This window comes from Pseudanabaena biceps PCC 7429 (assembly GCF_000332215.1).
Lineage (GTDB): Bacteria > Cyanobacteriota > Cyanobacteriia > Pseudanabaenales > Pseudanabaenaceae > Pseudanabaena > Pseudanabaena biceps.
Window position 1 is genome coordinate 1 of sequence record NZ_ALWB01000151.1, and the last position, 15,321, is coordinate 15,321.

The 15,321-nt window shown below is 42.7% G+C and carries 11 protein-coding genes and 1 tRNA gene; 7 read left to right on the forward strand and 5 right to left on the reverse strand.

Translation table 11 applies throughout. From position 1 onward, the window contains the following. Nucleotides 1-107: 107 nt before the first annotated feature. Complete coding sequence (locus PSE7429_RS27250) at nucleotides 108-1,835, reverse strand: ArnT family glycosyltransferase (protein ID WP_009628233.1); 1,728 nt, start codon at nucleotides 1,833-1,835, stop codon at nucleotides 108-110. 520 nt (nucleotides 1,836-2,355) lie between these two features. On the opposite strand from PSE7429_RS27250, the gene PSE7429_RS15655 reads away from it, so the two are divergent. The 3 genes from PSE7429_RS15655 to PSE7429_RS15665 all read left to right on the forward strand — a co-directional run bounded on the left by PSE7429_RS15655 (nucleotide 2,356) and on the right by PSE7429_RS15665 (nucleotide 4,107). After that, nucleotides 2,356-2,619, forward strand: coding sequence for a hypothetical protein (locus PSE7429_RS15655; RefSeq protein WP_009628234.1), 264 nt, complete (start codon nucleotides 2,356-2,358; stop codon nucleotides 2,617-2,619). Between the two features lie 258 nt (nucleotides 2,620-2,877). Further along, nucleotides 2,878-3,807 carry a DMT family transporter gene (locus PSE7429_RS15660; RefSeq protein WP_009628235.1) on the forward strand — a complete coding sequence of 310 codons (930 nt, stop codon included), beginning with the start codon at nucleotides 2,878-2,880 and terminating at the stop codon, nucleotides 3,805-3,807. 228 nt (nucleotides 3,808-4,035) lie between these two features. Next, nucleotides 4,036-4,107 (forward strand) — tRNA-Asn (locus PSE7429_RS15665). Between the two features lie 155 nt (nucleotides 4,108-4,262). Here the strand turns inward: PSE7429_RS15665 and PSE7429_RS23785 are convergent. Beyond that, a complete protein-coding gene (locus tag PSE7429_RS23785; RefSeq protein WP_009628236.1) occupies nucleotides 4,263-6,386 on the reverse strand; it encodes a putative bifunctional diguanylate cyclase/phosphodiesterase in 2,124 nt (707 codons plus the stop codon). An 853-nt stretch (nucleotides 6,387-7,239) separates the two neighbouring features. Further along, nucleotides 7,240-7,764, reverse strand: a complete 525-nt coding sequence (locus PSE7429_RS15675) for a Ycf51 family protein (protein WP_009628237.1) — start codon at nucleotides 7,762-7,764, stop codon at nucleotides 7,240-7,242. 350 nt (nucleotides 7,765-8,114) lie between these two features. Between PSE7429_RS15675 and PSE7429_RS15680 the strand changes: the two genes are divergently transcribed. Both PSE7429_RS15680 and pgeF read left to right on the forward strand, forming a co-directional pair. Next, nucleotides 8,115-8,879 (forward strand): carbonic anhydrase, encoded by a 765-nt coding sequence (locus PSE7429_RS15680; protein WP_009628238.1) that lies wholly within the window; start codon nucleotides 8,115-8,117, stop codon nucleotides 8,877-8,879. A gap of 182 nt (nucleotides 8,880-9,061) precedes the next feature. Next, nucleotides 9,062-9,877 (forward strand): peptidoglycan editing factor PgeF, encoded by an 816-nt coding sequence (gene pgeF, locus PSE7429_RS15685; RefSeq protein WP_009628239.1) that lies wholly within the window; start codon nucleotides 9,062-9,064, stop codon nucleotides 9,875-9,877. 66 nt (nucleotides 9,878-9,943) lie between these two features. Here the strand turns inward: pgeF and PSE7429_RS15690 are convergent, their stop codons facing one another. Beyond that, nucleotides 9,944-11,206 carry a voltage-gated chloride channel family protein gene (locus PSE7429_RS15690; protein WP_009628240.1) on the reverse strand — a complete coding sequence of 421 codons (1,263 nt, stop codon included), beginning with the start codon at nucleotides 11,204-11,206 and terminating at the stop codon, nucleotides 9,944-9,946. Nucleotides 11,207-11,559: 353 nt separating this feature from the next. After that, the gene (gene menA, locus PSE7429_RS15695) at nucleotides 11,560-12,474 is read right to left on the reverse strand and encodes a 2-carboxy-1,4-naphthoquinone phytyltransferase (RefSeq protein WP_009628241.1); all 915 of its coding nucleotides are present in this window, start codon (nucleotides 12,472-12,474) and stop codon (nucleotides 11,560-11,562) included. Nucleotides 12,475-12,643: 169 nt separating this feature from the next. Here menA and pds point away from each other — a divergent pair, with 169 nt between their 5' ends. Then, nucleotides 12,644-14,107, forward strand: a complete 1,464-nt coding sequence (pds, locus tag PSE7429_RS15700) for a 15-cis-phytoene desaturase (RefSeq protein ID WP_009628242.1) — start codon at nucleotides 12,644-12,646, stop codon at nucleotides 14,105-14,107. A gap of 4 nt (nucleotides 14,108-14,111) precedes the next feature. After that, a complete protein-coding gene (locus PSE7429_RS15705) occupies nucleotides 14,112-14,999 on the forward strand; it encodes a phytoene synthase (RefSeq protein WP_052017722.1) in 888 nt (295 codons plus the stop codon). Nucleotides 15,000-15,321 lie beyond the last annotated feature (322 nt).

Consider the following 15,321-nt stretch of genomic DNA (forward strand, 5'->3'; position numbering starts at 1 on the left):
CTACTTAGTTCTTAATTGACGAAAGCGTTGTCACACTTCAGTGAATTAAAAAACAAACCCAGTCAGGCTTTGAGATTCCCAAAATGGCGTTGCCATTTTGGGAATTATTATCCATAGGGACGTGGATAGGGCTTGAGCATTGGGGATGCGCGATAGACGGGGAATATCTGCACGGATTGCCCACCGCGCTTGATGGGAATGTCAGCAATCTTTTCTAACGATTGAAAGTAATCTTTATACTTATCTAGAGGCTGAGGGAACTTCTCATCCTTAATGAATAGCTCTGAGGTAATGTAAAGTGAGGTCTTCCCAACAAAATCTTCAGCCTTGCTCCAATAGGCAAATCCGCGTAGGTCTTCATCGAAGCAGGTAACTTTTTTGCCCAATGGCTCGATCGCCATACCCACCTGTCCCGCAACAAAGAAATTATTACTAAATACAAAATCGGCTTTCTGTAATTCCGCTTTTAATGGTGAATTCACAAAGGCTTGACGTAGCTGCTCGATATCAATCATTTGCGTTGAAGGATCGTCCTTTGCCTCCCAAAAACCTCCCGCGATCGCTGCGTCGCCACCTTTCTGCACGATGCCCCAATGCACATGCAGTAAACCCACTAGCAATAGCGGCAAAATTGCCATGCCCGAACCCCAGAGCCAATTACGAATAAATTGCGGACGCTTTAACTGTACCTGAGCAGCTCTTTCTCCTAACAAAAGGGTTGCCCCAAAAAATCCTGGCATATGCCAAGAAGGAAGAATTTGGATAAATCCGCCCATAAAGGTGAAACCAAAGAAAATGGGCATCGATACGCAGAGAATGAGCAATCTTTTCTTTCGCAATAGATCTTCAGCGATCGTTGATTCAGTCGATTCCTTAGTTACATCCTTAGTTACAGCTTTTATGTCTGTTGTATTTATACCTGCATTTATACCTGCATTTATACCTGCATCTATACCTATTGCATCCACATCCTTCTTAATCGGGAAGATTCTCCCCAGTAGTAGTTCTCCTGCGGTACGAAAACTCGTCCACCATAAAGGAATCCCAAAGGATGGAAATAGATAGCCAAGCGCTAGCAGAATCGTCACCAATAATCGTTCGAGGTTATAGCCTTGGGTGGGTACGGCTCGGCGACTCTGAAATCGAAATGAAGCCCATTCATGTTGAGAATTCCAGATTAAAACTGGAGAGATCGCGATCGCAAATAAAGCGATCGCCGCCAGTGTCCATTTTGAAAACAATGCGCCACGGTGACGAGGGCTAAGCAGACAAAATAGCACCAATCCGCCGCCCAGCAGGAGACCATGATATTTACCAAGAAAGGCAAGCCCAACACATAAACCAATAATTGCTAGTCGATAGGTTGGTTGGTATCGATCACTATGCTCAGAAGGAAAGAACTCCTCAGCAGCAACCCACAGACAAGCTGCCCAGAAAAACATCAAAGGATTATCGGGTAGGGTGAGAATCCCAAAAGCAATCTGAAAGATCGGAATTGCCGTGAGAATTGCCAGAGTTAATGTTGCTGTGCGCTCCCCAAATAGTTTTTTACTCGCTAAATAAGAGAATATTAACGTTCCTGTATAAAGTAAAATTCCGCCAATCCTCAGAGTAAAAGGTGTAACCACACCACTCAGCCAGAGCCCGATCCCAGCAGTAAGGGCAACAAGGGGTGGATGATCGAAATAACTTAGGTTGAGATTTTGGGTATAGAGGTAATAGTAAGCCTCATCAAAACCGATATTGAGATAGATAGCGCATACAGCCCTAAACAGGAAACCCCACAATAATATGGCGATCGCCCACTTATGAATTTTCACTCTGGATTCCTTCATTTAATGTATAGCAGTCATAAATATTTTGAGGAAACTTCCTCAACCCTATAGCATTACCTGAGTTAGTTATGACAAATCAAAACCCCAAAGATGAGTGGCGGCGCGAAGCGCCGCCACTCATCTTTGGGGTTTTATGTCCTAAACAAAACTTGCATTGCTATTGAAACGAATAATTTGTCAGCTATATAAATATAGCTGAAATAAATATAGCTGAATAAATATATATAACTATAGTCAGTAATGTTAGGACAAAAATCAAATGCAATAGAGAGTGGCGGCGCAAAGCGCCGCCATTCTCTATTGCGTTTGATGTCTTGACTTAAGTGAATATAGCTATAGCAATCCTAAGTAGTTCAGCATAATTAAAACCCAAAAAACAGTAGCGCAAGCTGCGCGTGCGCTACTGTTTTTTGGGTTTTATATTTAACAAATTGTGGCTTTTGGGGTTTTGGATCTCAACCGCCTTGACGGTTGCTATAATTCGGCATGATGAAGTGAAATTTAGACGGAGTAAATCGAAATGGCGAGAGAACCCAAAAAGCCGAATGAATATATCGTGCATTTAAAGCTAGAAGGTGGACAAGAGGTAACAACCAAATTTATGACCATCGAAGAAGTCAAAACTTGGTACGCATCACAGTTTAAGGCAAAAGCAAATGAGGACGATCTGATGCCCATTCCCGTAAGAGCCGAACTAAATGAAATTTTACTTGTCCGCCCTAAGCGCGTTATTGCTATCCATGTTGAGCCAATTTACTCCTCAAGTGTCGAAATGTTTTCTTAACTAAATATCAAGGCAAATTTTGCTCAGAACAGAAACCCCAAAATATGAGTGGTGGCGCTTTGCACCACCACTCATATTTTGGGGTTTGACTTGTCATATATAGCTAACTCAGGCTGTCACGCCTACGGCAATACATATAGGCATAAGGCAGCGCAAAGCTTTGCCCCATTCTTTAATGATGACAGGGATAGAATTATAAAAGCTTTGTTTAGCAAAGCCTTGCTTGACAAGGCTTTTATAAATTTTCGTGATTAAACTATGCATCTACATCAAGTTTCGGGGCGATCGCGTTTAGGTCTGGCGCTATCGTTGCTTACGGTTTTACTATGGGGGTTACTGGCGATCGCTCTTAAGATCGTCCTTCAACAACTAGATCCTTTTACAGTAACTTGGTTTCGCTTTACCTTTGCAGGGATAGTATTGGGGGGATATCTGGCAATAAGGCGACAGCTACCGACATGGCAGCAGTTAAAAAAAGTTTCTCTACCAGTATTTCTAGTTGCGGTAGCAGGGCTATCACTGAACTATATTTTATTTTTAACGGGCTTAGGTAAAACTTCTGCCAATAACGCTCAAGTCCTCACCCAGTTAGCGCCCATGATGATGGGCATAGCCTCATTAATTATTTTTAAAGAGAAATATAACTATCAGCAATGGGTAGGGGTCGCAATTCTCATCTGCGGGTTAGTCCTGTTTTCCCATGAGCAGGTGCGATCGCTAGTAATTAACCTCAATAGCTATATGTGGGGCAATACTTTACTCATCCTTGGTGCGATCGTTTGGGCTTTTTATGGGCTAGCGCAAAAGCAACTCTTACTAAATTTACCTTCCACTTCGGTATTACTGTGCTTATACCTAAGTGCAGCGGTGCTATTTTCACCCCTAGCTCACCCCGAACGATTGCTAACTCTTTCAGGAATGCATCTAATAGCACTAATATTTTGCGCCTTAAATACGGTGATTGCCTATGGAGCATTTGCCGCCGCTCTTGAGCATTGGGAAGCCTCGCGGGTAAGCGTTATCCTCACCCTTGCCCCAATTGTGACCCTCACAGCCTCAAGTATCTTGCCAAGTTTTGTGCCTCAACTATTATCCCCATCTCCCTTAAGTCTTTTGGGATGGATTGGGGCGATCGCAGTTGTAGTTGGCTCCATGACGACCTCTTTAGGAACAAATCTGCGTAATTAATTCATGTTTATATCGCATTGAAAGTTTTCAAAAAATGAGTGGCGGCGCTAAGCACCGCCACTTTCTTTCTGGCTAGCATAGGGCTTTATACCCCAAAGTGTCTTCCTATAAGGATTACAAGCTTTTTGAAAAAAATTCAATATTTTTTTCAAAAAGCTTGCATCAATGGCACATTTATACGCTATAGTTATTAACGCTGAAGTAATAAACAAAGCGAAACAGCTACATTCCTCAGTAGCTCAGCGGTAGAGCAATCGGCTGTTAACCGATCGGTCGCAGGTTCGAATCCCGCCTGGGGAGTTAACAAAAAGAGAGAAGTTATGCAACGCATAACTTCTCTCTTTTTGTTTGATATAGAAATCCTAAATGAGTTGAAGCCCTATTTTTCTCACAAAAGAATGGGGAACTAGGGGCGAAAAACAGCGCTACTAAAAACAGCGCTACTAAAAACAGCGCTACATAGATGCTTGAATCCACTCAGTTGCTTTTTGGATATCTAGGGGATGGGAGATAAAATAGCCCTGCACCTCAATGCTACTGCCACCTAGCCCTTCAAAGTAATTTAACTCCTGAGCGGTCTCTACACCTTCGATAATCACCCCCATACCGAGATTATTCGCTAAGCGCAAAATTGATTGAATAATTCTTTGGCTCTTAGCATCGGTAGCAACTCTATTGGTAAAGCTGCGATCGATTTTTAAAACATCGATTGGTAAATTTTGTAAATAGCTAAAGGATGAATAACCAGTACCAAAGTCATCGATATATACCTGAACGCCAATATCTCGCAGTTGCTCTAATTTTTGCGAAGAAATTTCGATATTGTCCATCAAAATAGATTCTGTAATTTCTAGTTTGATCGAGCTAGGCAAAACTTCACTGTCCATAATGATGGTCTGAATTCTTTCCACAAAGTCGAGTTGAATAACCTGAATCGTCGAAACATTGATTCCCAGCGTGAGCGCTCCCATTTCAGGAAAATCTTGCTGCCATTGATGTAACTGTTTGCAGGCTGTCTCAAAAACCCAATAACCAATTTGGATGATATCCCTACTATCCTCAGCGATTGGTAGAAATTCTAAGGGTGAAATTAAACCCTGTATAGGATGCATCCAGCGGAGTAGAACTTCAAACCCCGTTAACTTATGTTGATGTAATGAAACAATCGGTTGATAAAGTAAATAAAACTCATGATTCACGATCGCTTGGTGTAAATCGGATTCTAATCGCCACCGCACCCTAGCCCCTTGGCTCATATTGTCGTTAAATACCGCTTTTCCACCTCCTCCCAGATTGCGAGAATGATACATGGCAATATGCGCATCTCGCAGAATCTCATTAGCATAGATATATTCAAGGTCACTAATTGCAATACCGATACTAAAAGATATAAAGAGTTGGAAATCATCAACTAGAAATGGCTGTTTCAAACCTTCTAAAATTTGGTCGGCTAAGGAAGTAACCAGTTCTTCCCCCGTAGGATCGTCCCCATTAATGTCCCTATTAATATTCTCGACCAGAATTGCAAACTCATCGCTATCGATCCGAGAGATAACATAATTAGCTTTATGGTGGATCGTTATCCGATTACTAATTTCCTTTAAGAGGTCATTGCCGATAGCTAAGCCAAAGCTTTCGTTAATGGTTTTAAAGCGATCGCAATCTATAAACATAACGGCAAAATGGAAATTCTGGTCAGTTTGCAATTTGGCAAATGCTATGTCTAAGGACTCCATAAATGAGTCGCGGTTTGGAAGTCCTGTTAATGGATCGTGAAGTTGATTGTGGTGCAACTTGGCAATTATCTGATCTCTTTCGATTCTGATATCGTTGGATTTAACAAGCAGTTGCATTTGATGGATCGAAATTGCTAATTGGGTTCCCAGTCTTTCTAGCAATTCAATTTCCCAATTTTGCCAAAGGTTAGCGTTATTGTATTGATGAACTATTAGGAGTCCCCATAGTCTTTTTCCCATCGGGATAGCCACAGCGATCGCTGCATGTATGTTGAGACTGCGCAGGGATTCAGCAAATAGGGGATCGATGTTTAGATCGATGTTTAGATCATTAATATCATGAATAACTTGGCTAACACATTTTTGCAACCGATCTAGCCATACGGGATTGGTGTAAATCGATGGAAGTGGTTGTCCTAGAAGTGAATAGCTCGGATCGCTAACAGATTCGTATTGAATAGGCTGAACGTCTTCCTCCTTAAACTGACAAATAATTACTTGATCTCTTTGCAATAATTGGGATGTCTCCCAAACCGCAGTTTCTAGAAGCTCATCGATATCAATCGAATGTCTGAGATGGGCAAAAATCAAGGCTATTAAGGTATAAATCCTATCTTCATCGCTAAATTCTCTGATGAGATTAGCTTGATTTAGTTGTCTAACCCTCTGCTTAAGAATATTTATTTCTTTTTCGGTATTATCTAAGTAATTAGCTAGGGTCTCTCCGATTGATTTAATATTTTGTAAATCATCTAATTGTTGCTGTGTTAATATTTCTGATTCTCCAATGCGATTTGCATAATTGAATAATGATAATAATGTCTCGGACAAATGTTCTCGCATATTTTTTTTCAAAAAACATTTATGAATAAATTAAGTGACTGAGCATGATTAAAAAACAGATTTAAAACCTGTGGCGCTTGCTGCACATTTGTAAAATTTTTTGGGATTTTATACTCAATTGTACCTAGCTACTTAAAAAACATCCTAAAGCAGAAAGATCGTCAAGATTAAATACTTTATCGTAATCTTAACGATCTTTTTGCCTTAATTTTTAAGCCTATAGAAATAGGAAATATTAATATATAGCAAGTAGCTAGGCATAATTAAAACCCAGAATCAAAACCTTTAGCGCACGCTGTGCCTACGCTAAAGGTTTTTGGGTTTTATATTTAATTGCACCTAGCTACTTAGAGCTAAATCATTTATGAGAAAAATAGGGCTTCGACTTCTCTCACCCATCCAAATAATTTGGGTGAGAGAGGTCGAAGCCTCTCTCAATTCATTTAGGATTGCTATATAAGTAATACCAATGTACAAAAGTGTAACAACACTTTTGTGCATTGGTATGAGATCTTCAGCAAGCTATTTAGAAATATGAGAAGTAATTGGATCAATTAAAAGCCATAAACAAAACATGTAGCATATGCTGTAGGTTCGCCACCTGTTTTGTTGTTTTATATTTAGTTTCGTTTAGCTACTCCCTTCCCAGTCAAGAAATAGCGGTGCGGGGCTTCGCCCCGCACCGCTATTTCTTGGGTTTATATGTCTATTTATTTAGTGGGAAGGGAGTATCTACGTAATATTTTTATAGCAATTTTTGATCAAAAGAAACACAATAAATTTTTTGAAAGTGTTGCAATACTTTCAAAAAATTTATTGGTTCAGGTTTGAGCACCAAGCGCTGTCGGTAGTATTACGAGGCTGTATTTTGGGGGAGTTCGGCAAATTTATCAGCAAAAATTTCAACTTTCATATTGGGATCGTTGCGCAGATTGAGCGATCGCATTACCCGCCCTAGATAAATTGGTTTAGATAGTCCTTCGCGGGGATGAATAATCGTTCTGGCATAAATCGTCATTTGGGATTTACCTTGACCATTACGCCCAGACGAAAATAGATTGCTACTTGCTTGCTGTAAAGTTGCCTCCAGCTCTTCAGGTGTAATCGTTGGCGCAACTGCAATTGTCGCTTGGGAACCAAAGCGATCGTAAACTAGCTTAAAAGGGACAGAGCCTGCAATAGATGAACGGGTAATTGGCTCAAAACTGAGGGAGAAAAGCCCCACAACTAAAACAACCGAGAACAGAGTTGCGCCCACCATCCGATAGCGCCAACTCCACTGAAAAGCAACGGCTAATCCTGTGATTAAGGCACAGATCAATACAAATATGCCCATTGCTTGTGCAAGTTGACCAAATAAAGCAGGTGTTAGCGACATAAATTAATTTATTCTGAATTATTAAATAACTACTTAATTCATTAAACAAGATTTTTACCATACTTAACAATTCACTTCGCCACCAACTGCTCATAAGTAGCTAGGCGCAATTAAATATAAAACCCAAAAAACTGTGACGCACGCTGCGCGTGCGTCACAGTTTTTTGGGTTTTACTTCCCTTCCCAGTGAATAATTCGCGTTGCGGCGCGAAGCGATGCAACGTCTAATTATTCACTGGGAAGGGATATGAGCACTAATCTTTTCTGTAAAGACTTGTGGAAAGTTATCAATCTGCTAACTAGGTCAGTTATACTTAGCTCCAAGTTTAGGGAATGAAACTAACAACACAATGAAAAAGTTCAATAAGACCTCTCTGCTAGCATTGGTGCTTACCCTTGGAACCTTGTTCCCTTTATCAACAAATGTTTTTGCAGAAGAATCTCATTCACATTGGGGATATGGAGGTGCTGCCAACCCTACACAATGGGGACAAATTAAGAAAGAGTTTGCTTTGTGTGAGTCAGGACGGGATCAATCGCCGATTGATCTCAAAAATGCCGTAGAAAGTACTCCCGCTAAAATCGATTTTGATTATAAATCTTCTCCTTTAGTCGTAGTAAATAACGGGCATACTATTCAAGTGAATTATGCTCCAGGCAGTAGTGTGACGATTAACGGTGAAAAGTACTCCCTCGTTCAATTCCATTTCCATACACCTAGCGAACATGAAGTCAATAGCAAGGCTTTGGCAATGGAACTTCATTTAGTCCATCGTAATGAAGCAGGAAAACTAGCGGTAGTGGGAGTTATGCTCACTAAAGGAGCAGCCAATCCCCTGATCGATACTATTTGGAAAAACATTCCTTCTGCTGGGAAAACCGATACTGTTAGCAGTAATATTAACGCTACCGATCTTTTGCCGAAGGGTAAATCCTACTATAGCTACGATGGTTCTCTAACTACTCCTCCCTGTAGCGAAGGTGTTAAGTGGAATGTCTTCGTTGAGCCAATGACTGTTTCGGAAGAGCAAATCGAAGCTTTTGAGAAACTTTATCAAGTTGATGCCCGTCCTATTCAGCCTAGCAATGGTAGAGTGATTCAACTCCATCGTTAGAACTAAAGCCAAGTGGCTTTAGTTCGGCATAATTAAAAACAACCTAGAAGAGCATACCGCCCGCGTAACGGGCGATATGCTCTTCTAGGTTTTGAGATTTCTAAAAAGGCTCCCCTTCTCCTTTTTGGGTTAGGATAAATGCGACCAAGCATGATTATTGTTAAAAGTTTGAATCTAAACCAATGAACGCAAATCAATGGCAATGGCGAGATGGCAGACTAACTTGCGATTTACTTGCCGAATGGCAACATGGATTTTTTACGCGATCGCACGCTCCTAAACTTCCCAATGATTTACATAATTATCTTGTCCCATCGGGACAAGCCTATCGGGCCAAACAAGTTCATGGTAATTGCTTAATTCATGCCGATGAAATTGCCCCATCACCCGATCGCCCTTTACCTGAAGCTGATGGAGTTTGGGTAACGCCAGAGAGCGATCGCCCTCAGGAGAATCGCTCGGTGTGGGTTTGTACGGCTGATTGCGTCCCAGTATTGATCGGCGATCGCAAGTTAGGGTCGGTGGCGGCTGTTCATGCAGGTTGGCGGGGGACTGTTGCGGGCATTGTCCCTAAGGCGATCGCCACCCTATGCGATCGCGGTAGCGACCTAAAGGATCTGCGCGTTGCTCTAGGTCCTGCGATTTCGGGCAAAGTCTATCAGGTATCTCAAGATGTTGCCCAACAGGTGACAGCAACAATTAAGGAACCCGTTGGTTTATACCCCGACGCGCATCCTGAGAGAGTTAAATTAGATTTACGCCAAGTCCAATTACAACAACTTCAGGAATTGGGAATGTTCCCTGAACATGTGGCGATCGCTCCTTATTGCACTCTCGAAAATGAGGAACTATTTTTTTCCTATCGGCGTTATTTTCTCAATAATCCCCATCCCCAGCCAAGAGCTCCGCAGGTACAGTGGTCTGGTATTGCGACTTCTAAAAGCGATCGCCTTGCTTATACCAATTCACGAAAGTATGACAACACTTTTGCGAATTAAAAGCCAAACCCAGTAAGGGTTTTCAAATCTCAAAATGGCTACGTCATTTTGAGATTTGGTGTAATTTCATTCTTCTTTTTTGGGCATGAAATGATATTTCCCACTACCAATACGCTGAGCGCTATAAATACCAGTATGACCAGAGGCAAGGTAACTCATCACACAGGCGATCGCGATAAATGGACCCGATTCTATGCCAAAAAGTTCAATCCCCATTAATGTTGCGGCGATCGGGGTATTAGCGGCTCCCCCAAAGACGGCAACAAATCCCATTCCCGCCAGCAAAGGCGCAGATAATGGCAGGATTAATGACAAAGAGCTTCCTAAGGTTGCACCAATAAAAAACAATGGAGTCACTTCACCTCCCTTAAAACCAGCCCCCAAGGTTAAGGCGGTTAAACCAATTTTGGCAGCAAAATCCCAAGGTGGTAACTGGATTTCAAAAGCCTTCACAATTGTGGGAATCCCTAGCCCAATATATTTAGTAGAGCCGATCGCCCCAACGATCAAAGCAACCATCACCCCACCGATCGCAGGACGTAGGGGAGGATAGGATATTTTCGATTTAAAAAAGTGATTAAATTTATGCGTGAGTTTCGCAAAGATCTTTGCTGTCAACCCAAACAATATCCCAGCACCGATCGCGGCGGTCAGCTCAATTAGATTGATCGCGGGAATCGATGGAGCATGAAGATAGGCTGTATGGTGTAATCCCAAACTCAAGGTAAGGCGATCGCCCACAATTGCGGCAATTAAACAGGGAAATAAGGCATTGTGGTTAATATTGCCAATTGCTAAAACTTCTAAACCAAAAATCGTTCCTGCTAAAGGAGTCCCAAAAACCGAAGCAAATCCCCCACTGAGCCCTGACATTAATAAAATGCGGCGATCGCTAGGTTGGAGGCTACATATTTTTGTCAAGCGATCGGCGAGAGAAGCCGCAATTTGCAGAGCCGTTCCTTCTCGACCAGCGGAACCGCCAAATAGATGGGTTAAGGTGGTTCCCAATAACACCATCGGAGCCATTCTTAACGGAATAATCTTTTTAGAGTTATGAATCTCCTCAAGTAAAAGGTTATTGCCTGCTTCGATGGGCTTCCCGTAGCGATCGTAAAGCCAACCACTCAGAAATCCCCCCAGGGGAAGTAAAGCAATGATCCATATATGGGTTTCTCGCCAATCAGTTGCCCATTCCAAAGAAATTAGGAGAGCTGCCGATCCCAAACCTGAGAGGATCCCAACCACTGATGCAATCACAAACCACTTAATAATTTGGGAAATTATTTGAGAAATAACGGCAAACGACTTAAATTGACGAAGACTTTTCATAATGTCTCGTAGAAAGTGAATCAAATATATCTGTCGCCTGTACTAAGACACAAACCCTAAGAATTGATTGGTGGCGCGAAGCGCCACCAATCAATTCTTAGGGTTTGATTTGTCCTAGGTCAAGTAACTGTAGCTAAGTAGCTAGGCATAAGTAAACTTACAGCGCATTGCGCTCAAACCAAGGGAATTTTTGAAAGCGTTGCAAAGCAACGCTTTCAAAAATTCCCTTGTAGTTCATTAGATCGATAATTGCTGTAAAACCAGAGAGCATACCGCCCGCTACGCGGGCGGTATGCTCTCTGGTTTTGGTTTTTAATCATGCCGAACTACTTATATAGCTATATAAGAAAATTCTAGAAAATCAGACTGACACTCAGACATGAACCAACAACAAAGTGCAAAGCTACGGCAATAAATCGACAGTTGAGTAACATTTCCGATTGCTCATGGTGATCGCCAATGAATGTGCATAGTTTCCAAGCAATAGGCAGGCTGACTAACACGATCGCTGTCCAGATCGGGAAAAATTGCAAGGCGATCGCCACAATTGTCACTGCATAAATTACCGCACAGACCCAAGGCAAAAGCTGGGAAGCTCTCTTGGTTCCCAATCTCACCACGGGCGATCGCTTCCCTGCGGCAAGATCATCCTCTACTTGATTGAAATGGGAACAGAATAGAATCAAGCTGGTGATGATGCCGACAACGACTGCGGCAGCAAGGGAGCCAATCGACCAAGATTGGGTTTGACTGTAATAGGCTGCGGAAACGCCTAAGGGGCCAAAAGCAAAGAAACATAAAATTTCGCCCCATCCTTGATATCCCAGTCGAAAGGGAGGACCTTGGTACATATAGCCGAGCAAGCAACAGAGCGCCACCAGACTCACCACCACCGCATCTTGCTGTAGCCATGAAATTGCCAACACGCCACCAATGCCCATTAGCAAGCAGATATTCGCGATCGCCAAGATTAAATTTTTCTTGCCCGTAAGATTGACAACGGAATGCGCCTTGTGAATATCAATGCCAGTTTCGGCATCAAATACATCATTGCAAAGATTTTCCCAGACTAAGATGACAATGGCAGCGGCTAAAAAGGTTGCAAATACCGCCCAATTGATTGCCCCAGTATCGCGATAAGCAACCGCAGTCCCCGTCGCAATGGGGACGATCGCCACGCTATACATCGGTAATTTAATCGCTGCCATCCATAATTTGCGCGAGGGAATGGGAGATATCTGAGGGGTATCAACGAGGCTTTTTACCATACTAGCTAAGATAAATTTGCAGATGAATTTGCAATCGCCATCCTAACTTAAAACAAAAATGGGCTCCTCTATGATTTTTGCCCATAAAAATTAGTGAATTATTAAGCTTTGCAAAGTAAGATGGAGATTATTAAGCATAAAAATTTAAAAGTACAGGTATTGAAAAAATATGCGCGTGGCGATCGCTGGAGGAGGGTTAGCAGGATTATCCTGTGCTAAGTATTTGGTGGATTTGGGACATCAGCCGATTTTGCTAGAGCGCAGTAACGTTCTCGGCGGATTAGTAGCAGCATGGAAAGATGCAGATGGCGACTGGATCGAAACGGGGCTGCATAACTTTTTTGGTGCTTATCCCAATATGTTGCAACTTATGGGCGAGCTAAATATCCTCGATCGCCTGCAATGGAAACGCCATGCTTTAATTTTTAATCAACCTGAAAAGCCAGGGGTGCTGTCATGGTTTGACGTACCCGATATTCCATCCCCCTTTAATATTATTGTCTCGATTCTTCGTAACAATGATATGCTCACTTGGAATCAAAAGATTCGGTTTGCCATCGGACTAATTCCCGCGATCGTGCGTGGCGATGACTACGTTGTCTCAATGGACAAATACACCTTCGAGGAATGGCTAGAAATGCGTGGCATTGGTAAGGACATTACCACCGATATTTTTATTGCCGTTTGTAAATCCCTCAAATTTATCGACCCTAATGTCATTTCGGCAACGGTTCCCCTCCGAGCCCTCAATAAGTTTCTGCAACAAAAAGACGGCTCGAAAATTGCCTATCTCGATGGCGCACCCCCTGAACGTCTCTGTCAGCCTATCGTTGATTATGTCGTAGCAAGAGGTGGCGAAGTCCATACAGGCGTGGCGCTCAAGGAAATCGTCACCGATCAAGATGGCAATGTTCAAAAGTTGCTCGTCCAAGGTACAGACGGCTCCCCCAGTCGCGAAATTTTTGCCGATGCTTACGTTTCCGCAATGTCAGTGGACGCATTTAAAAACTATATTCCTGCAAACTGGCAAGGCTTGCCCTATTTTCAGCAGCTAGACAATCTTGAAGGCGTACCCGTAATTAGCGTGCAGATCTGGTTTGATCGCAAGCTTACCGATATTGATCACACCCTATTTTCGCGATCGCCCCTGCTGAGTGTTTACTCCGATATGAGCAACTCCTGCAAGGAATATGCCGACCCTGACAAATCAATGCTAGAGCTAGTCTTTGCCCCTGCGGCGGATTGGATCGATCGCCCCAACAGCGAAATCGTGGAAGCAACGCTTAACGAACTTGCCAAACTATTTCCGCAGCATCTCCCCAGCCCTGCCAAAGTCTTAAAGTCCCATGTCGTTAAGACTCCGCGATCAATTTATACGGCAACTCCTGGACGCGAGCAATTCCGTCCTCATCAAGCCACACCGATCGCTAATTTCTTTTTGTCAGGTAGCTATACAGCTCAACCCTTTTTTGGGAGTATGGAAGGGGCGGTACTTTCTGGTAAGCTAACAGCACAGGAAATCCATAAAGCAAGTCAAAGCGCAAATCAAAAAGCAAGTCAATCTTCTGGAAGTAAAGTCCTTGGTCGAACCTCTAACGAAAACCAGTCAAATCCATCTGTCGTCACTGCCTAAACCAATGGGAATGCGTCAGCCAGTCAGTCTGGATGAAGCCTACGAGATTTGTCGTTGCATCACCGCAAAGTACGCTAAGACGTTTTATCTTGGTACGATGCTGATGTCAGAAGCAAAACGACGCGCTACTTGGGCTATTTATGCTTGGTGTCGTCGCACCGACGAACTCGTCGATGGTATGCAAGCAGATACCACAGATGCCGAAACGCTCTTTAACTGGGAGAAACAGTTGGAGGCGACATTCCGTGGTGAGCCGATTCATGCCTCAGATATCGCCTTAGCCGATACGGTCAAGCATTATCCAATGCCGATCCAGCCTTTCAAAGATATGATCTCAGGAATGCGCATGGACCTTAAATACGATCGCTACCAAACCTTTGACGATCTGCATTTATACTGCTATCGCGTTGCGGGAACAGTCGGTTTAATGTCAGCGGCAATTATGGGCTTTGAGACAAAAGATCCATCGGTAATTGCGACCGCAACTGAAGCAGCGATCGCGTTGGGTATAGCCATGCAATTAACTAATATTTTGCGAGATATTGGTGAAGATGCTCAACGAGGTCGTATTTATCTGCCCCTTGAGGATTTACATTATTTCGACTATACCGAAAAGGATTTATTAAGCGGTACTGTCGATGATCGCTGGATTGAGTTAATGCGCTTCCAGATCCAACGGGCTAGAGAGTTTTATCAACATGCGGAAGATGGCATTTCGGCTTTATGTCGCGATGCGCGATGGCCAGTATGGTCTTCGTTAATTTTGTATCGCAATATTTTAAAGGCGATCGAAAAAAATAATTATGAAGTATTTATGCGCCGTGCCTTTGTACCCCGTTCAAACAAAATGTTGGCTCTGCCTTGGGCATGGCTCAAAGCTCAAACCTCTTAAACCGCAAGAAATTATTGCCATAAGTGCTTGTGCAAAATAAATTACCAAAGCCCGCAAAGTTGCGCCCCTACGGGAGGCAACTTTGCGGGCTTTGGTTTGTAATTAATTATGCCCAGCTATAGCTATACCAAGTAAAGAAATGGCTACGCCATTTCTTTACTTGGTATAAGTTTAGATTTTTTGGGGTTCAGAACTGATGAAACTGGAGTTTAGACTAAGTTGATTAAGCTAATCAGAAAAAGAGCAGGAAAAAGTAACCCAGAGAATGGAGAACTGGGGCAAATCCAAGAGAATGAAAAGGAGAATATTTAGGATTAGGAAT

What these genes read in the sequence shown, in the direction of transcription:
- PSE7429_RS15690 (WP_009628240.1), bottom strand. Translation starts at nt 11,206, where the DNA reads ATGAAAAGTCTTCGTCAATTTAAGTCGTTTGCCGTTATTTCTCAAATA.
- PSE7429_RS15705 (WP_052017722.1), top strand. Translation starts at nt 14,112, where the DNA reads ATGGGAATGCGTCAGCCAGTCAGTCTGGATGAAGCCTACGAGATTTGT.
- pgeF (WP_009628239.1), top strand. Translation starts at nt 9,062, where the DNA reads ATGAACGCAAATCAATGGCAATGGCGAGATGGCAGACTAACTTGCGAT.
- pds (WP_009628242.1), top strand. Translation starts at nt 12,644, where the DNA reads ATGCGCGTGGCGATCGCTGGAGGAGGGTTAGCAGGATTATCCTGTGCT.
- PSE7429_RS27250 (WP_009628233.1), bottom strand. Translation starts at nt 1,835, where the DNA reads ATGAAGGAATCCAGAGTGAAAATTCATAAGTGGGCGATCGCCATATTA.
- PSE7429_RS15680 (WP_009628238.1), top strand. Translation starts at nt 8,115, where the DNA reads ATGAAAAAGTTCAATAAGACCTCTCTGCTAGCATTGGTGCTTACCCTT.
- PSE7429_RS15655 (WP_009628234.1), top strand. Translation starts at nt 2,356, where the DNA reads ATGGCGAGAGAACCCAAAAAGCCGAATGAATATATCGTGCATTTAAAG.
- PSE7429_RS15660 (WP_009628235.1), top strand. Translation starts at nt 2,878, where the DNA reads ATGCATCTACATCAAGTTTCGGGGCGATCGCGTTTAGGTCTGGCGCTA.
- PSE7429_RS23785 (WP_009628236.1), bottom strand. Translation starts at nt 6,386, where the DNA reads ATGCGAGAACATTTGTCCGAGACATTATTATCATTATTCAATTATGCA.
- PSE7429_RS15675 (WP_009628237.1), bottom strand. Translation starts at nt 7,764, where the DNA reads ATGTCGCTAACACCTGCTTTATTTGGTCAACTTGCACAAGCAATGGGC.
- menA (WP_009628241.1), bottom strand. Translation starts at nt 12,474, where the DNA reads ATGGTAAAAAGCCTCGTTGATACCCCTCAGATATCTCCCATTCCCTCG.